General features: G+C 59.4%; 14 protein-coding genes. All 14 read right to left on the bottom strand.

The genetic code is table 11. The features are described from left to right. Positions 1 to 218 precede the first annotated feature (218 nt). On the bottom strand, positions 219 to 1013 hold the full coding sequence (locus GTQ55_RS17815; RefSeq protein ID WP_161857057.1) for a helix-turn-helix domain-containing protein: 795 nt from the start codon (positions 1011 to 1013) through the stop codon (positions 219 to 221). Between the two features lie 101 nt (positions 1014 to 1114). Continuing rightward, positions 1115 to 1912, bottom strand: coding sequence for a LuxR C-terminal-related transcriptional regulator (locus GTQ55_RS01110; protein ID WP_161857058.1), 798 nt, complete (start codon positions 1910 to 1912; stop codon positions 1115 to 1117). Between the two features lie 344 nt (positions 1913 to 2256). Further along, entirely contained in the window at positions 2257 to 3285 is a 1029-nt protein-coding gene (locus GTQ55_RS01115) for an AgmX/PglI C-terminal domain-containing protein (protein WP_161857059.1), read from the bottom strand. Between the two features lie 17 nt (positions 3286 to 3302). Further along, complete coding sequence (locus GTQ55_RS01120; protein ID WP_161857060.1) at positions 3303 to 3824, bottom strand: ExbD/TolR family protein; 522 nt, start codon at positions 3822 to 3824, stop codon at positions 3303 to 3305. Position 3825: 1 nt separating this feature from the next. Next, entirely contained in the window at positions 3826 to 4344 is a 519-nt protein-coding gene (locus GTQ55_RS01125; RefSeq protein WP_161857061.1) for an ExbD/TolR family protein, read from the bottom strand. A 50-nt stretch (positions 4345 to 4394) separates the two neighbouring features. Further along, a complete protein-coding gene (locus GTQ55_RS01130; RefSeq protein ID WP_161857062.1) occupies positions 4395 to 5081 on the bottom strand; it encodes a MotA/TolQ/ExbB proton channel family protein in 687 nt (228 codons plus the stop codon). Between the two features lie 54 nt (positions 5082 to 5135). Continuing rightward, complete coding sequence (locus GTQ55_RS01135; RefSeq protein ID WP_161857063.1) at positions 5136 to 5420, bottom strand: hypothetical protein; 285 nt, start codon at positions 5418 to 5420, stop codon at positions 5136 to 5138. Positions 5421 to 5423: 3 nt separating this feature from the next. Continuing rightward, positions 5424 to 6077: a tetratricopeptide repeat protein gene (locus tag GTQ55_RS01140; RefSeq protein WP_237567761.1), complete on the bottom strand. Its 654-nt coding sequence runs from the start codon at positions 6075 to 6077 to the stop codon at positions 5424 to 5426. After that, complete coding sequence (locus tag GTQ55_RS01145; protein ID WP_161857065.1) at positions 6064 to 8961, bottom strand: tol-pal system YbgF family protein; 2898 nt, start codon at positions 8959 to 8961, stop codon at positions 6064 to 6066. Before GTQ55_RS01145 ends, GTQ55_RS01140 begins: the two co-directional genes overlap by 14 nt. Next, on the bottom strand, positions 8958 to 11051 hold the full coding sequence (locus tag GTQ55_RS01150; protein WP_161857066.1) for a tetratricopeptide repeat protein: 2094 nt from the start codon (positions 11049 to 11051) through the stop codon (positions 8958 to 8960). Before GTQ55_RS01150 ends, GTQ55_RS01145 begins: the two co-directional genes overlap by 4 nt. 7 nt (positions 11052 to 11058) lie before the next feature. After that, entirely contained in the window at positions 11059 to 11598 is a 540-nt protein-coding gene (locus tag GTQ55_RS01155; RefSeq protein ID WP_161857067.1) for an AraC family transcriptional regulator, read from the bottom strand. Positions 11599 to 11709: 111 nt separating this feature from the next. Then, a complete protein-coding gene (locus tag GTQ55_RS01160) occupies positions 11710 to 12738 on the bottom strand; it encodes an FAD:protein FMN transferase (protein WP_161857068.1) in 1029 nt (342 codons plus the stop codon). An 18-nt stretch (positions 12739 to 12756) separates the two neighbouring features. After that, the gene (locus GTQ55_RS01165; RefSeq protein WP_161857069.1) at positions 12757 to 14328 is read right to left on the bottom strand and encodes a general secretion pathway protein GspF; all 1572 of its coding nucleotides are present in this window, start codon (positions 14326 to 14328) and stop codon (positions 12757 to 12759) included. Positions 14329 to 14360: 32 nt separating this feature from the next. Further along, entirely contained in the window at positions 14361 to 16877 is a 2517-nt protein-coding gene (locus tag GTQ55_RS01170) for a LamG domain-containing protein (protein ID WP_161857070.1), read from the bottom strand. Positions 16878 to 16879 lie beyond the last annotated feature (2 nt).

The following is a 16879-nucleotide window of genomic DNA, read 5'->3' on the forward strand; positions in this document are numbered from 1 at the left end:
GTCGAATCTGGAAAGATGCCCTGGGCGGGCCATCCTGGCTTACCCAGAGCCAGCCTTACGGCTGATTACCAACTCACAGGATGAGTATTTGTTGGTGGGCGCGGTCTCCGTTCCAACCGATTCTCCGCGAAGGAGTAAACCGGATTGCCCAGAGGTAAGCATGCGCTTACTTCGCAAAGCCTGCAATAGCCACTTCGGGTCAAAGCCTCGGCCTAAACTTAAATCAGCCCCTCACTGACGCACTTGGATATCAGCTGTCCAGTAGTGCGACACTCGGCCTTTCTGAGCATATTTTTACGGTGATTCTTTACGGTGTTAGCCGAGATTTCCAATGCGCTGGCAATATAGATACTCGTCCTTCCCTCTGCCAGTAGTCTCAATACCTCGACCTCCCGCCGTGTAAACGGCGAAGGTGTGGCTTGAGGCTTGGCATCTTTTTTGAGTACATCGATATTCAGAAGACTTTCGCCACCAAGAATATTCAGTAGTGACAATTTGTAATTGTTTTTATCGATCAGGTGGGAAATATCAGTGTGAATGCGCAGGGACCGGGTCACCCCCTGCGTCTGGTCTGCATCCAGTATCAGGACCTGCTGATTGAAAAGCCGATAGCTGTTGTCGCGGATCTTTAGGCGAGCGCAGTACGAGATTTTATAGTTGCTTGCCTGATCCATGCCGATATCTCGGTCCAGGATGGTCATTGCCATTTTTTCTGCGCGGGCCACGAAGGCGAGATCGTCGGGGTGGATTCTGTCGGTGATGCACTGAATGGTCGCCCCGGCAGGGTCGAGCCCGAGGATATCCTGCACAGATTGGCTTAGCTGTATGGGCTGCTCGATCCTGAGCAAGTCCAGGACATAATAGTAGGATGTGCCGGTAGTGAAGGCCGCGCCGATAAACTGGTCGACACCCTGCACCGGCAGAGGATTATCCCGCTGGACCGACGTCGCTGGCGTCTTGTGCGATTCGGGCTGGATCCGACGTGGTTCTGGCTGCAGGTCATCTCGCGCCATGTGTTTGCCTGAAATTGTTATTGGTATTTTGTGTGCATTGTGGGCGATCTGTCGTCACAGCTGCATCGATTTATTGATTGGCGATGCTGCCGAATTTCTGTCTATATCAATCCTTCGGTGATACAGGAGGCTACCAGCTGGCTCATATTCTGGCAGTCGGCTTTCTTGAGAATACGCTTGCGGTGGTTTTTCACCGTGTATTCAGACAGGGACAGCTCGCGACCAATTTCGGCACTGGTGAGGCCCTCTGCGACCAGCTTGATCACGGTAATCTCGCGCTCGGTAAAAACCGGCCGGCTCGGTTGCCTGTGACCAGCGCTGTCATCCACCTTAATATCCAGATAGGAAGGCTCACCATTCATGCCAATCAGTGACAGCCGGTAGTTGTTTTTGTCGGTGAGGTGGGAAATGTCGGTATGGACGTTGAGCGCCTTGCCAATCCCGCCCTCTGGATCCGTGGTCAGCACAATTGCCTGGTGGTTGAACAGGTGGTAGGTGCCGCCTTTTACCCGAGCCCGAAAGCAGTAGGAAACCTTGTAGTCTTTAATTTTTTCGACGCCCAATTTCTGTTGGAAAAACTGGATCGCCGTTGCCTCGGCGCGTGCGACAAAATCCATGTCGTCCGGATGTATCTGGTTGAGGATGTCATGAAATGTGAGGGTCTCGGGATCCAGATCGTGGATATTTCCTACATTCTGGCTGACGTAAAACAGGTCGAGATCAAACACGTCAAATACATAGTGGTAGAAGGGGCCGTTGCTGAAAACGGAACTGACCAGCTCATCGACCCTGAATTGCGCCAGCTCTGTTTTGCGCTTGGCAAACAACTCGCTACGGGTTGCCCATACTCCCGTCAGCAACTTGGTTTGCGGGTTTTCTTCTAGTGTGTCATCGGCCACGCCTGAACGTCCTTCTGTTTCATGCAATCCAGCTTCAGCGACGGCGTTGGTGCGGGTATCGCTATCGCGCGCAAACCACCGACCTGGAAACGTTGTGACATAAATCACATCTTTGATGAGACTTTTTTATCAGCTTTGGCGTGGAATTCCAATCTTAATTGGTACGTTCGTCACATATTGCTCGCAACAAGTTGCGTTAAGACAGGAATGCATGTTTTGCGGCTGGGTGGGCGTGGCGCTCCAGGCAGGAGGGAGGGGAGAGAGTAAGACCCGGTCAATCGCGCCGGGTATTGGCTGGGGTCCTACTCTTCGTAGCTATGAACAACTGGGCAGCGCCCCTCCCGTCAGGAGGGGAGGAAGTCAATCGAGTAATTGAGTGTGGACTTCTCTACGTTGGCTGCGCCAAAGTTGATCAGGCGAATACGGGCGAGCAGCTTACGCTCCAGATCCGCGTTATCGAGTTCGCTGCTTACCAGGCTTACCCCGGAAATGGTGCCATTGGCCTCGATCACCAGTTTTACGGTCACCTTGCCTGCCAGTGTCGGGTCGCGGCGCAGTGCGCGGTTGTAGATGGCGAAGATGGCCCCTTTATTGGCCTCCATGACCTGTCGGATGGACTCTTCACCACGGGTACCGCGCTCGCGTCGGGCCTGTTTGCCGCTGGATTTCGCGGCCGCGGTCGCTTCCGCAACTTCCACCTGCGTGGTTTCGCGGCCAGACAGGGCTGAGCCGCCGGTATTGCGACTCAATTGTCCGGTGTTGATGCCTCCGCTGGACGCCTTGGACTTGTCACTGATAAGGGAGCGGTCGATTTTTTGTGCCTTCGCCGCGCCGCTGGCGAGGCTGTTGGCACTGGCGACTTCCGACACATCCAGGCTGTCGCGCATGTCCATCAGGTCGTCCTGTAGCTGCATGAGCCCGCTGTTGGCTGCTTTCTCACGGGCCCTGGCGACCTCCGCGGCCGGCGCCTTCTCGGTAAGTGGCTTTGGTTTTACCGTCTTTATTGGTTCCGGCTTGGGCTTTTCGACGGGTTTTGGCTTTTCCTTTTTAACTGGTTTTGGCTTTTCCTGCTTCTTCTCCAGCGGTTTGGGCTTTGGTTTTTCTACCGGCTTGGGAAGCTCCTTCTTTTCCAGGATCACCCGCGCCAGCTGGGGTGGCAGTTTCTCAGCCTGCTCGCGGGTAAGCTCCGGTGCGGGAATAAACGTGAACAGGGCCCCTATTACCACGAAAGCAGCAATACCGCTTTTCAGGAACCGGTTAAAACGTTGGTCTTCTTCCTCCGTTGAAGCCCACGGCAGCAGCGAGTTGTAGTAATGCCACGGCATCATTGCCGGGCGCCCCTGAGGAGCTGAACTGAAGGTGGCTGTCGTCATTGCTTTGGCCCTCCTTTTCAGCGGCCGGCGGCCGGTGCGGCCGGATCCTGTGGTGCTGCCTGCGTGACCGCGAGATCAATGTCGCGGAAGTCTGCTGCGGCGCAGGTATTCATGATCTGCTTCAGCAGTGCGTAGGGCACCTCCTCATCGCCGAGGATGGTAACCGGGCGGCCCACTGCCTGCTTTTCTTCCGGCAGCGGCTCTGCGCGACTGGCCAGATACTTGAGCTCATTCAGCAATGGGTCAATCTTCTCCTGATCTGCCGGGATATCCGCCACATTCGCGATCATACGATTGCCCACCAGCAACTGGTCCCCGTTTACCCGCACCACGGTAGTGGTCTCGGGCTTTTCTGTGGAGGTGGATTCGGGAAGGGTAATGGTTTTGTCTGCCTGCAGAACTTCCACGTCCGAGGAGTTCACCAGCAGGAAAAAAACCAGGATGGTGAAGATATCCATCAGGGAAACCAGGTTCAGCTTGGTCTGCTTGTGCCGACGCTGTTTGCGCCCTTTCAGCTTTCCGCCGATCGTCGCTTTCATATCACTTGCCTGCCAGCTGTTCGTCTTGTACCGGCGCATCGCCGAGGGAAATCTGCGGAAACAGTTCTGCATCCACGACCGAGGCCGCGACCACTGCGCGGAAAGAGCGCGCGGTATCCATGGCCGACACCAGGGTGCGGTAGGGCGTGCCAGGTTCCGAGAGGATCACCAGATCCTTTTTGTCGATATCTTTCTCGCGCAGGCTGCGCTTTATCTCCTGCAATACATCAGACACCAGCTTGAAATCCGGCTTTCCGTCCCGGTTGGCAATACGTTTTACACGAATTCCCGCCGGATAGTTGATGTCGATGTGGTCGGCGCGCAGCACCATTTCCAGTTGCCGGTTTTCTTTCTGCTCGTCCACACTCGGGTCACTCATTCCCGGAAGGTTGAGGTTGAGTACGGATATATGGGAAAACACCATATTCAGCAGCAATACAGGGACCAGCACGGTCATCAGGCTCATAAACGAGGTGATGTCCAGATCCGGGTCGGTTTCCAGCCTGCGTCGGATAGCCATGGCTCTCTCTTGTTATCTGATTACGCTTTGGATCTCGGTGATGCGTGCACTCACGCCATTGCGCCGGCTTTTGCGGCCGGGCGCGCGGTGCCTTCCGCTTTCTGGCCACGAGTCAGGGTAATCAGGTTGAGGAACTTCACCCCGGCCATTTCCAGGCTGTCGATGATTTCGTTGGTTTTGTTCTGCAGCATTGAGTAGGCCAGCAACAGCGGGATGGCGGAGATCAGGCCGAATGCTGTGGTGTTCATTGCCACGGAAATACTCGAAGAAAGCATCGAGGCTTTCTCTGACGGGTCGGCATTGGCTACGGCGGTGAATGCCGCGATCAGGCCGATGATGGTGCCGAGCAGACCGAGCAGGGTTGCGATATTGGCCAGGGTCGCGAGGTAATTGGTGCGCTTCTCGAGGCGCGGTACCGCTTCGAGAATACTTTCCTCAATGGCCATGGCGATGTTCTCGTCTTTACGTGCGTGCTGCGCGGTGGAAATACCGGCGGCGACGATCTGGCCCATCGGAGCCTTTTCACCCTGGGAAAACTTGAGTGCAGCGGCAAAATTGCGCTGCTGCATCATCGGCAGCACCTGGCCGTAGGCGCGGCGATTGGCGAGTTTGGCGCGGGACAGGAATACCCAGCGCTCAACGATCAGTACGATGCCGATCACCAGCACCAGTGCAATGGGGTACATGAATGGGCCGCCGTTCTGGAAGAAGCGCAGCAGTGTATTTAGGAATTCCATGGTCAAATCTCCGGGACGTAAAGATTTCTGGTTATAAAAATTGTGAACTTGCAGTTATGCATCTGAATCGTCTTGCTGCAGCAGTTTTATTTCCCGCTGCAATTCCGAGTACTCCTGATGCTGGAAGGTATGGTTGATTGCATTGGGCAAGGTGCTTTCAATTTTCTCCAGGCTGTTGGCCTGCTTCCAGGGGATGATGTACAACACCTTGGGCTGCTCCTGGCTGCCGATAATGGTGGATTCGAGGGTGATGACCTCACCTTCCGTGTCCTGGGTATAACCCGGTCCGGAAGCGAGCACGGTAAAAAAGAACAGTAGTGCCGGGATGATTCTGTTCACGATTTACAACCTCCTCTCCAGATCCATGATCCACCCGAGCAGCACCCGATCCTCTTCCGGTTCCAGTGCACGAGCTTCGCGGTAGTGATGTAAGGCCTGTTCCGGCTGGTGCAGGTACAGGTCAAAAAGGATGCCGAGGTTGCGGTGGGCAACCGCAAAATCCGGCCAGTGGCTCAGGGCATTTTCGTAGGCCGATCGCGCCTCGTCGAACCGACCCTGATCGCGCAGCAGCACTCCGAGCGTGTTCCAGGCAAACACATTGTTTTCATTGACCGCTACCGCCTGTTTAAGACTGGCTTCGGCCTGTTCCGGCTGGTTCAGTTTCAGTTGCACTTTTGCCAGGTTTAACCAGGCTCCGGACAGCACCGCCCACTGCGCCACCACCTGCTTTAGCTCGGCTTCCGCTGCGGGGTATTGCTGTTGCACGAAGTGTTCGCGTGCGCGGGCAAGCCCCTGCTTCGCGCCGCTGGGTACGATGCCGGAATCCGCGAGATAGGGGTTCGGGCTGGCAATCCGCTTGCCGGATTCGTCCGCGGTGGCTTCTGCACTGCCTGTCGTATCCGGTACTGTGGGGTTCCCACTACAGGCGGCAAGCAGCGCGCTGCACAGGACGAATAGCGTGAGTGGTTTACAGAATTTCATATCAATAAGCCGCATCGCTCCACTCCACGGTTGATTCCGGTTTGCGGTAACGTGCCGGTAACAGGTTTTCCAGTGACGAGAAGCTGTGCTTCACCCAGTCGTCGTAAATGCCGTCTGCGGTACGTTTTATATTGGCCTCGTGCAGCTCGATGGCTTTCTCCTCGAACGGGTAGGCCTGCTCTTCCAGCAGGATTTCATACTGTTCCAGTTCCAGCGGGCTCAGGCCATTGGGCCGCTGGGAGTCCATCAGGTCCCGGCTTAGCTGGCGGTAGATTTCGGCGAGGCGGAAGTTGGCGGCAGTGGTGAATTCGGCAATGCCCAGATCCAGTACTTTTTTATAGTCGGAAACCGTCGCCTCCATGGCCTGCTTCTTGTTCTTCAGGCTCTGCTTGAGCGGCAGCGTCAGTTTCTGTCGTTCGAAGCGGGCAAAGCTCTGCTCGGCCAGTTCGTTGCGGGCATAGGCGGCGAGGTAGCGACCACGTGGCTCCGCAACCCTGTTGCCGGCAAGGCTGTTTATCCACAGGTTGCGTTCGCGCGCGTTGCCCGATTTTTCATACAGGGATACCAGCTGGTACTGAGCTTCCAGGTTCTGCAGCGCAGGTTCGCGCCACTGGCGAGCATACTGACGGTAAGCATCGATTGCGCGCTGGGTATTGCCGGAGGTTTCAAACTGCTCTGCCGCAAGGTACAGGGAGTCCCGGCGTACCCTTGGGTCCGGGTCGCTGTTGGCCAACGCCATCAGCTCACTGGCTGCGGCTTCTGGCATATCCAAACCCTGGTAAATCGCGACTGCCTTGGCCGTGAGCGAGGGCGTCAGCTGGTGGTCCGGGTAAAATTTGCGGAAGTCCGCCAGCTCGGCCTGGGCCTGTGGCCAGCGCTTCAGGCGCATCAGCTGATTGATCGCGTCGAACTGGGCAGTGGCCGCGATCGCTGATCGGCCGCTTTCACGCACGCGCAACAGCAGGGCGATGGCCTCTTCGGTCGGCGCCACGAATTCCATGCTGTCGGTGGTCAGGTGAACCTGCTTCAGGATCACCTCTGCCTGCTTGTAGATGGACGACTGCAGCCGGTCGCGGGTATTCAGATATTCCTGGTCGCTGGAAGCCATGCCTGCGAGCAGCTGTGCATAGGCATTTTCCGCCGCGGGGAAATTCTCGGTTTCGAAATGGCTGTGTCCGAGCAGGATCAGAATGCTGCGACGCTGCCGGGCGTCGGGGGGCGGCTGCCAGCCCGCGGCCTTTTCGGCGGCGGCAATGGTTTCCGCATGACGATACTGTTCAAACAGATTGTGTGCCGCGTCCAGCTGCACTGGCAGCGCACGCTTGTCGGTCGGCCAGGTTTCGGCAAAGTGCAGGCTGGTTTCGGTTTTGCGGTCGAGCCACAGATTTGCCAGCTCCGGATCCTTTTCCAGCTTGTGCATCTGGCCGGCCATCAGGATGGCGGCATAGCCGGCTTCGGTAGCGTTGGCCTGGGTATGCCGGGTCTCTTCGGTGAAGCCCCAGGCAACCCGCGAATACGCATCGAAGGCGCGCGCGTATTCACCGGCATCGTTGAGGCTCTCTGCCATCAGGAAGGTAAGCGGTGGTTCTTTGTCATCGCCGGGAAACGTTTGGATAAATTCCCCGTACAGCCCTGCGGCAGCGAGGAATGCGGAGCGTGATTCACGCCGCGCGTGCGCGGCGGCCTTGGCACTGTTTTTGGGGCTGCTCGCTTCTTTCGCCAGCGCCTGTGCACGGGCGTGGTCGAAACGCGCGAGTTCTTCCAGCCAGGGTTTCAGCCGACTCCGCAGCTCGCCGCGCTGCGCATCGTCAGCACTTTGCCAGTATTGGCTGCGTATGCCGTAGCGGGTGACGAACTCCCGTTTTGCCGGCACCACTTCGCTGGGGAAATTGCCCTGCTGCAGAATTTCCACTGCGCGCACATGCATACCCGGTGCTTGCCGGCTTTGCGGGTTGCGTTCCACATAGGTGAGGAAAGTCTGGGCACCGTCGCGGTAGCGCTCACTCTCGGCGTACCAGTCGCCGAGGGCACGATACAGAAGGTGCTGGTAGCTGCGGCCTGTGTCGATACCTGCCTCGCTACCGGTGTTGAACGATTCAATCACCTCGGCGCCGCCGAGATAATTAAACCCCAGGGCAAGCACCCGCAGGGTGTCGTCGGCCAGGCGGCGTTCGCCTTTTTGCAGTTGATCGAGCGGACGCTTTTCGGGTTCCTTCTCCGCCAGTAACAGGTCCATCAAAGTAAGGAAGGTGTTGCCGGCATCTCTATAGCGGGCGTCCTTGAACTGGCTCCAACCGAGCATATAGCGCGCATTCCGGGCAAAGGGCGACTCGCCCTGCGCAAGCACTGCGGCAAAGTCGCGCTCGGCCGCGCGATACCGTTTCTGGCTGAATGCCGCTTCGCCACGGCGGAACAGGGCCTCGGCGATAAACGGCGATTCCGGGGCGGTCTCGACAATATTCTCCAGCGCCTGCAGTGAGCCGGGCAGATTGCCGTCCAGCGCGCGGGCACGGGCAAGCCGGTACGCCAGGTAATCGTCATCTGCGGAGGTCTGCAGCAGCGCTTCGTAGTGGCGCACGGCCTCGCTGTAGGCCACCGCCATTTCGGGGTTGTCCGCCTGCAGCTGTTCGAGGCGTTCCATTTCAAGGTCAGCGAGACGCAACTGGATCTGGCGGCGCGTTCTCGGGTTGCTGTTTGCCGCCAGTGCCTTTTCGTAACTGGCGATCAGTACTGGCAGCTCGACCTGCGGAAGCTCCACTTGCGGTTCCGGTGGCAGGGTTGCCGCGGGGAGGTCGGCGAGGGTCGTGCCGGGATCAAACTGGCTGGCGCAGCCGCCCAGGGTGGCACTGGCGCAGATCGCGAGGGCGAGAAACTTTTTGCGCGGCGAGGTGAACTTCACGGTTGCTCCTCCGCCGCCGCACGCTGTTGCTGTGCCGGTTCGGGCTGGACTGGTTGTGCGCTTTCGCCTGCGGGACTTTCTACCGGAATATCTACCGGACTTTCTGTGGGCGCCGCCGGGGCTGCATACATTCCCTGCATGGCCGCATCCTGGATGCGCGCAATGGCAAGACGGGTGTGGGCCATATACTGCGCAACCCGCTGTTGCGCGGCGCTCAGTGCGGCTTGCAGATCCTGCCGGATTTGATTCTGGATGGCGGCGCTCGCCCGCTCCACGGCTGTGTGCTGTTGTGCCAGGCGCTGGCCAGCCTCGTCCACACCGCCGGCCAGCAGATTGAGTTGCGGTGCCTCAGCGGCGATCCGGGCGACATTACGCTGCCGGCGGGCGGCTTCCGTGAGCTGCTTTTCCAGGGTGTCGATCGCTTTGCGCTTTTGCCACAGGTTTTCGTGATACTGATCGGCCGCCTGCCACTGCAGAATGCCGCGGGCGCGGGCCAGGATCTGTTGCTGGTATTTACTCGTCTTGCCGGCCTTGCCCAGGCGTTGGTAGCGCGCTTCGGCACCGCGCAATATGTCGAGATACTCGGACTCCTCGCTGCCGGCGGCAGAGAGCATGGCGAGGCCATCCCGGTCTGCCTCGATGCGCGCGAGGGAAGTCTTGAGCCGCTCCAGTTCCCGCTCGGCGATCTGTACCTGCTGATCGTACTGGGCACTGTCATGCTGCTGCACGAAGGCGATGCGGCGCTGCTCGCGCTCGTCGATCAGGTTGTGGAATTCCGGCAGGCGCTGTTGCCAGCGCTCGAGTACGCGGCTCAGCTGATGCAGGTCGCGCAGCTCGGAAAGCTGCAGTTGCAGGCGGTCACTCTGCATCATCTGCAGCAGGTAATGCTGGTTGTTGCGAATCAGCGCCGGGGTTTCCGCGTCCTCGAGCCACCCGTAACGTTGCAGGTCCAGTGGGCCGTCTTCGGCCGGCAGGGGGAATTGCAGGTGTGTGGATGCCTGTTGCAGTGCTTCCAGGTCGCCCAGTGCCTGCTGGTACTGTTGCTCCGCGTGCAGGTAGGACTGCAGGGCCAGCTTGGGCCGCGCGAGTTCCTCGTAGCTGTACGGCAGCGCCAGCAATGCTTCCTGTACTTGCGGGGAAAGCGGGTTTTTATTGATCAGATAGCCGAGCGCATCCACCGCCTGCTGATGGTGACCACCATTGACGGATACCCAGCCGAGCCCGAGCAGGGCATCACCGGACCAGGGGGTGTCCAGGCGTACACCGCGGAACTCCCGTGCGGCGCCGGTGAAATCACCGTGAAGGGCAAGGGCATAGCCGGCTCCGATGCGCGCCTTGTCGCGCAGGATGCGCAGCTCTTCATCGGCATCCAGCTGCTGTTCGACCAGCGCCGCAGCGCGGCGGTACTCCGCCGCGGCGGCGGGCAATTGCTGCTGTCGGGCCAGGGCGGCGGCGAGGTTGCTGTGGCCAAGTACCTGTTCCGCAAGCGGCAGGTCGGCCATCGCCAGTAACTGCTGTGCCTGTGCGAGGTCGCCACTGCGAATAGAAAGGTTCAGCGTGAGCGTCGACTGGTGGATGGCGCCGGACTTGTGTAGCTGGGTAGCGGCGGTGTCCCAGTTTTGATGGCGGTAGTTCAGCTCGGCCAGCTTGAGCCAGGCGATTTCACGAAAGCGCGCGATACGCTGCTGGTTAGTTTTGCCTGCCGTTTTGTGCAGTTGCTTTTCAAACAGCGTGGCAGCCTGGCGCTCGAGACCAAAGGCGAGGCTGATGCCGCCGCGAATAAGGTCGGCGTTATCTGCATGATGGGCGATGCCGCCGCGCAGGTCGGACACCATCAATGTGCTCAGCGCATCAAAGGTGTTGCCCTGGAAATAGTGGTACAGGGCCGCGCCGTAGCGCATGTCCTGTGCCTGCCGGAACTTTTCGTCAGGGTGCTTTTGTGTCGGCGTTGTTTCATCCGCGAGGGATTTTGCTCCGCGCGCCAAGGGCATTTCTTCGGTCGATGCGGGCAGTGGGGCACCGGCGATCAGTGCCGCCAGGGTGAGCGCCAATCGTGTTGGTGATGTCCTTTTCACAGCGGAAAACAGCATGGCGAACTCAGGGCGCAGGCCACTGTACGACGGTGAATTCCGGCTGTTGCTTGCCGCTGGAATCGGAAATGCGCAGTTCGAGCACGGCGGGTTCGTCAGTCTTTTTCAGTTCCGCGGTGGCGGCGCGCTTGAATGCGCGCTGTTCGGGGCCGGTGCCGGTGAAGTAGGCGGTGATCGTGTGTTCGCCGGACTTCAGGTTGCCCTTGAATAGCGGTTGGATGCCGCCGCGGTACAGCGCTTTTTTCTGATGCTCAGTGTAGAGATGCGTCTCTACCAGCTTGTTGTCGATATGTAGCTTGACGGTGTCCAGGTCGAAAAAGTGCCCCACGTCCATGGAGACATAGACGGCGACCTGGCTCTGCGCCGGGAACAGCAGGTCTTCTTCCAGTACCAGCAAGTCCCGGTTCAGTTTCAGGACCTCCTGCTTCAGGTCTTCCAGGTCACCAGCGGGGAAGTCGCCACTCTGTGCGAACGCGCTGCCGGTCATGGCCAGGGTGAAAGTGGCCAGCAGGGTGCGAAGGAAGTTGGACGGACGCGGGGAAAACATGGTGAAGCCTGAGAGTTGTTGAGTCTGAAATTCAAAAATTCTAAAAAGTGCGCACAGTATGCCCTGTGATTATGTCAGGGCGCCTCGTTTCCGGTGTGACCCAGTTGGCAATTACTGTTGTAACCCGCTGGTAAAAAACATCCGGTGATTGGCATCGATAACGACTGCCTCGAATCCGGTCAATTCTTCGATCAGTGCCATGCCCTTTTCCTTGCCGAGTACGAATACGCTGGTAGAAAGAGGGTCAGTATCAAACCCGTTGGGGCCAATGACACTCACACTGATCAGCTTGTTGCTGTCGGTTGCATCTCCGCTGGAGTCTGTCGCGGCGGGCATTCCGGTGGCCGGGTTGAATATATGATGTACCCGATGATTATCGTCATCGATAAAAAAGCGTTCGTAGTCGCCGGAGGTGGAGATCGCGGTGTCTTCCAGCGGGATCACTGCGGCGTTCTTGGATTTCTGCCGCGGGTGGCGAATACCGATCAGCCAGGGTTTGCCGCGCTTGTCACCCAGTAACCGTGCATCGCCACCGGCGCTGACGCTGGCATTCTGAACGCCGTGTTGTTTCAAAATGGCCACGGCTCGGTCCACCGCATACCCCTTGGCGATTCCGCCGAGGTCGATCTTGGTGCGCGGGTCGGTAAAGCCCATGGTGTGCTTTTTCCGGTCGAGCTGGATATGCCGGTAGTTGACTGCCGGCAGCAGGGTATCCGTGGTCTTCTGGTCTGCGCGCTCTCCCGCGCGAAAATCGTACAGGCTGCCCACGGTCGCATAGGTGATATCGAATGCGCCCCTGGTTTTGTCGCTGTACCACAGGGATTTATCGACAATCGATGCCAGTTCGCTGGAGACCACAATTGGCCCCTGCCCTGCCACCCGGTTTACCCGCGACAGCTCGCTGCTTTCCTTGTAGGGCGAGAGTGCCGCATCGATCCTGCGAAACTCACCCATTACCGCGGCAGTGATCGCTGCGGCTTGTTCCCCGTCTTCATGCCAGAACTGCAGGTGTACCTCGGTTCCCATAATCGCCTGCTTGTCGTAATGCCATTCGCAGTGGGCAAAGCCGGAACTAGCCAGGCCAACAAGCGCGGCGATCAACCGGGCAGCAAACAGGACACGGGCGCGTGAGAGGTACATCGGAGCTTCTTTTGCTGGTTATCGGATCGGGGCAAATGCGGTCAGGCTGTCCATCAGGCTGGCGTTCCCCAGGCCGTGATTGGGGAACAGACTGGCAAAATTACCCTGCTCATTGTGCAGTGCCATATAGTTCAGCACCACGGTCTGCACCAGCTGGTTGACGTTGTTGGCAGCGGGACTGCCGGCGGTTTCCACATCCCCGGACGGGCGCATGTAGCCCAGCTGCTGATGACGAGCCTGTTCGTCGGCGGTGCCGCCGAGTAGCTGCGGGCGGCCCGTGGGGTTGTAAACCAGGAAATAGGAGGCGGCGGTCTGCTGGTTGTCACCGGTCCACACGCCCTTGCCGCGGCCCTCGACGGAGTCATCGATCATGCCGTTACTGAATACGGATCCGTCACTGAACACATACACCATCAGTGGCTGGCCGACGCGAGCGGCATATTCCAGGCAGGCACCGATACAGCGGCCCGCGCGCAGGTCGCGGATCTCGCCGGTCGCGCGGTCGCCGGTGTGGTAGTCGTATCCGCCCATGGTGATGGTGCCCGCACCGGCATAACCGTTGACCACCAGCTTCATGGTGGAAGCGGCTTTCTGGAATTCGCGATCGCCGAAGAATTCCTCGGAGGAAAAAATCCCCGCGGGACCGACGATGTCCGGGTCCAGCGCCGGATCCAGCGCGGTGGGGTCGCCAAAGCGGTCGGCGAGGTCGGCGCTTTTCATATAGCCGCACTTCACCAGGTCCTTGATCACCGCATCGTTGCTCACGCGGGTGTTGACCTTGCCGAGCTTGGCGTTGGATATCCGGTACATGGATTCCATGACCGCGACGGTATCCTCCTGGCTCAGCAGGCCTACAAGGTCGCCCACGTCCACCAGCCCGGTTACGTCGGAAGGGCGGTCGATTTTGGTGGGCCGCACTTCCGCATTAATCAGGTCCGCCGGCGCCATGGAGTTGCCGCCGGATTCGCTGGTCTGGGAGCCGATCAGCGCCAGCAGTGAGCCATTGGCGCCGGCACGGTTGATGCCGTACATTGGGTTGTGTGGATTGTTGCCGGTATCGTTTTCGGAGCGTGCGGGAATCACCGCACCGTTGATGGCATTGGCGGTGCCGGCAGCGACCTTTTCCAGGATGCCGCGCAGCATCTGGCTGTCGCTGTGGAAGGAGAGCCCGAGGTCATTGTTAACGAAGGGATTGCCGGCGGCGTCGGTCAGTGAAGGCACCATATCGCCGGGCAGGCCCTGCTTGCTGTAGCCGGCGGTGCTCAGGAAATCGAGTTGGCCACCCTGCTTGCCCACCAGCACGTTGGAGCCAGCGATATTGGCTCCACCGGCAAGGTCGAAGCAGATAAACGGGATTTTGCCGGCGCCGTTGGCGCTGACCCCGCAGGTTGCCCGCATTGCCTCCAGGTCGGAAGACAGTGCGGCCTGGGCCATGCGCGGATTGGCAAACAGGCTGAAGATGGAGCCGCCGAGCACGGTGGCCATCCCGGCGCGAAAACCCTGGCCGAGAAAGTCACGTCGACTCACCGGCCGGTGGTGGTCCGGGTGGCGCAGCGGTTGATCCAGCTCGAAATGTTTTTTCTTGGTCATGTTTTCATTCTCCGGTGCCAATGCTCCGGTTATCAGTGAATCAGAATCATCGCGCTGCCCATGGCCGCCGCGCAGGTTGCTTTTACGGTGGTCGGGGTGCGGTCAGTGTCGCAGCCGGTGCCGCATGCAGTCATGGTGTCGATCAGCCCATCCAGCTCCGCGCGCACGGCGGCCTCGTCCGGTGCAGTGGCGAGCTGGGCGGTGTGTCCGCCCACTGCGACGGGCCAGGCGATCGGTCGGCCCAGGAGTTTTTCCAGCAGTGGGTCGATCACCAGTGCGCGCTCGGCATCGGTGTCAAACGCTTCGGCGGCACTGGCTGAGAAATTGAAGCCCGGGAAATAGCTGGCGCGGGCACTGGTGTCGTCCACCAGGGTGCTGCAGTACTTCACCGCCAGCTGGGTAATACCCATCTGCTGGGCCGCGAGGAATCCGCGCACATCGGCTTCCACCGGCAGCTGTTGTTTGACCTTTTCCCAGGTGTCCACCACTGCGGGGTGCGCGCTGGATACGCCGGTGGCCGCCGACAGAGCCGCGTGAATCTGCTCGAAGCGCCGAATGCCGATGCGTGGCTGCGGGGTGAGATCCGCGGGCGCGGCAGGGGCTGCCGGGGTGGCTTCCACGCGCACGAACTCTTCGTTACCCAGGCGCTCGAACGTCAGGAAAAATTCGTCGGAAGTGGGGCCCTTCTCCAGCGTGATTATGGTGCCGAGGGGGGAGAGTGCCTGGCCATTTTGCGGGTCGTACTCGGTGGCGGTGACCGTGGTGTCCAGATTCGCCCAGGCCTGGCCAACCACTGCTTCGCGGCCATTGATGCCGATGCGCATGCCTTGGATTACCACCCCTTCCGGGGTAACGCCGTCCTCGAGGGTGATGAATTTCGGTTCGCTGAACAGGTAGCCGTGGTTGTCGTATTGCTGTACTTCGAACATCACGTAGCCCTGCGGGACATCGGTCTGTTCTTCCACCTTGAACAGCAGCAGGAATTTCTCACCCACGCCGGCCTCATAATTGGTCAGGATATCGTCCTGGGTGAGCGCGCGGGAATGGATGGCGAGCAGGCGAACGGAGCCCTGCCACACGTTGTCCCCGGAAACTTCGCTGCCGATCGCCAGTGCAAACGAGTCGTCCCAGGTGGATAGCAGGCCCGCCTCAACAGGGTCTGTATCCCCGGTATATTCGCCATTTACGTACAGGCGGCGGCCATTGATCGGATCGAACGTGGCCACCACATGCTGCAGGGTTGCCTGCGCGCGTTCGGCCATATCGTCGGTGATCAGTGCCGGCATGCCATCGGCGTCGGTGCTGGAATCATTGCGGTTCTGGAAGGTGTAGTTGTACATCGCCTGGCCGAGGGTGAAGTTCCGGCTTTCGTTATTACCCGAGTAGGTAACAATCCGCGCGGGCCCTTCCTGCACCACGTTGGCGGGCGCCACCCAGGCCTCCACAGTGTACTCGCCGGTGCCGGTGAGGGTGTCGAACAGGCGCTTGCTGGTGGCGGTCGCTGCCTGCGCCTTGCCGCCATTGAGCTGGATACCCCAGGAGCCGAGCCATTCCACATCGCCGGAAAGGTTGAGGTCGATGGCCGGGTTTACGCCGGAGGTGTCGTAGGCAATGGTGCCGCTGCCCGACTTGAACTCGTACAGGGCAATGGCGTTGTTCTCAATGCGCCCGCCACCACTGGCGACGACGCCATCGGTGAGATACAGGGCCTTGCTGATCACCCAGCTCGGGTCCACCTCGGTCACCGCGATACCGTCGACAAAGTTGCGGATCGCAGCGGCCATGGTATCGGCGTTATCTGCGCAGTCGCTCCAGCAGTTGTGGAAGTCGTTGCCCAGCCGCACCACAAAACGGGAGTTCTCCGGGTTATCCAGATCCATCCGCGCCTTGGATGCTTCGTAAGCCTGGTCGATATCACTGCTGGCAAAGTACGGCTGTTGCGCGGTATCTGCATCTTCGCTGTGGCAGCCTGCGCAGTATTCCTCGAGTAACGGGTACACGGTGGTGGCGAAGTTGCCACTGGACGCCGGGAAGCTTTTGCTTGCGCCCACTTCCCGCTCGGTCGGCGGCGTCAGGGTGATGGTGCTTGCGACCGATCCCGCCGCGGCGGCCCACTCCTCGATATAGTTGGTAATGATTTCGCCGCAGGTGTCGGCGTTGGCCAGCCAGCAATTGTGGCCGCTGGTCACTTTGGTGACCAGACGGGAATCTTCGGGGCTGCCGAGGTTGACCAGGTCGCGGCCCTCATCGTGGGCCAGGTTGATGTCGTCCCCACGCACAAAGCGCGGGCTCTGGTTGCCTTCGACGTGGCAGCTGCCGCAGCGGTTTTCCGCGGCCAGGTTGTCCCAGATATAGCGCTTGTAGTTCTGTACGTCCTCACTTTCCGGCGCGGGGCCTGAATAGCTGGTGTCGCCGGTGTCGGGGTTTGTATTTGGCAGGTCTTCCGTGGACTGGCCACTGCCGCCGGAGCAGGCCGTCAGCAGTGCGGAAGTGACCAGCGCAAAAAACAGTGCGGTTTTTTTATGCGAGGGGGTGAATGTACATTGCATTT

This window comes from Microbulbifer hydrolyticus, from assembly GCF_009931115.1.
Classification (GTDB): domain Bacteria; phylum Pseudomonadota; class Gammaproteobacteria; order Pseudomonadales; family Cellvibrionaceae; genus Microbulbifer; species Microbulbifer hydrolyticus.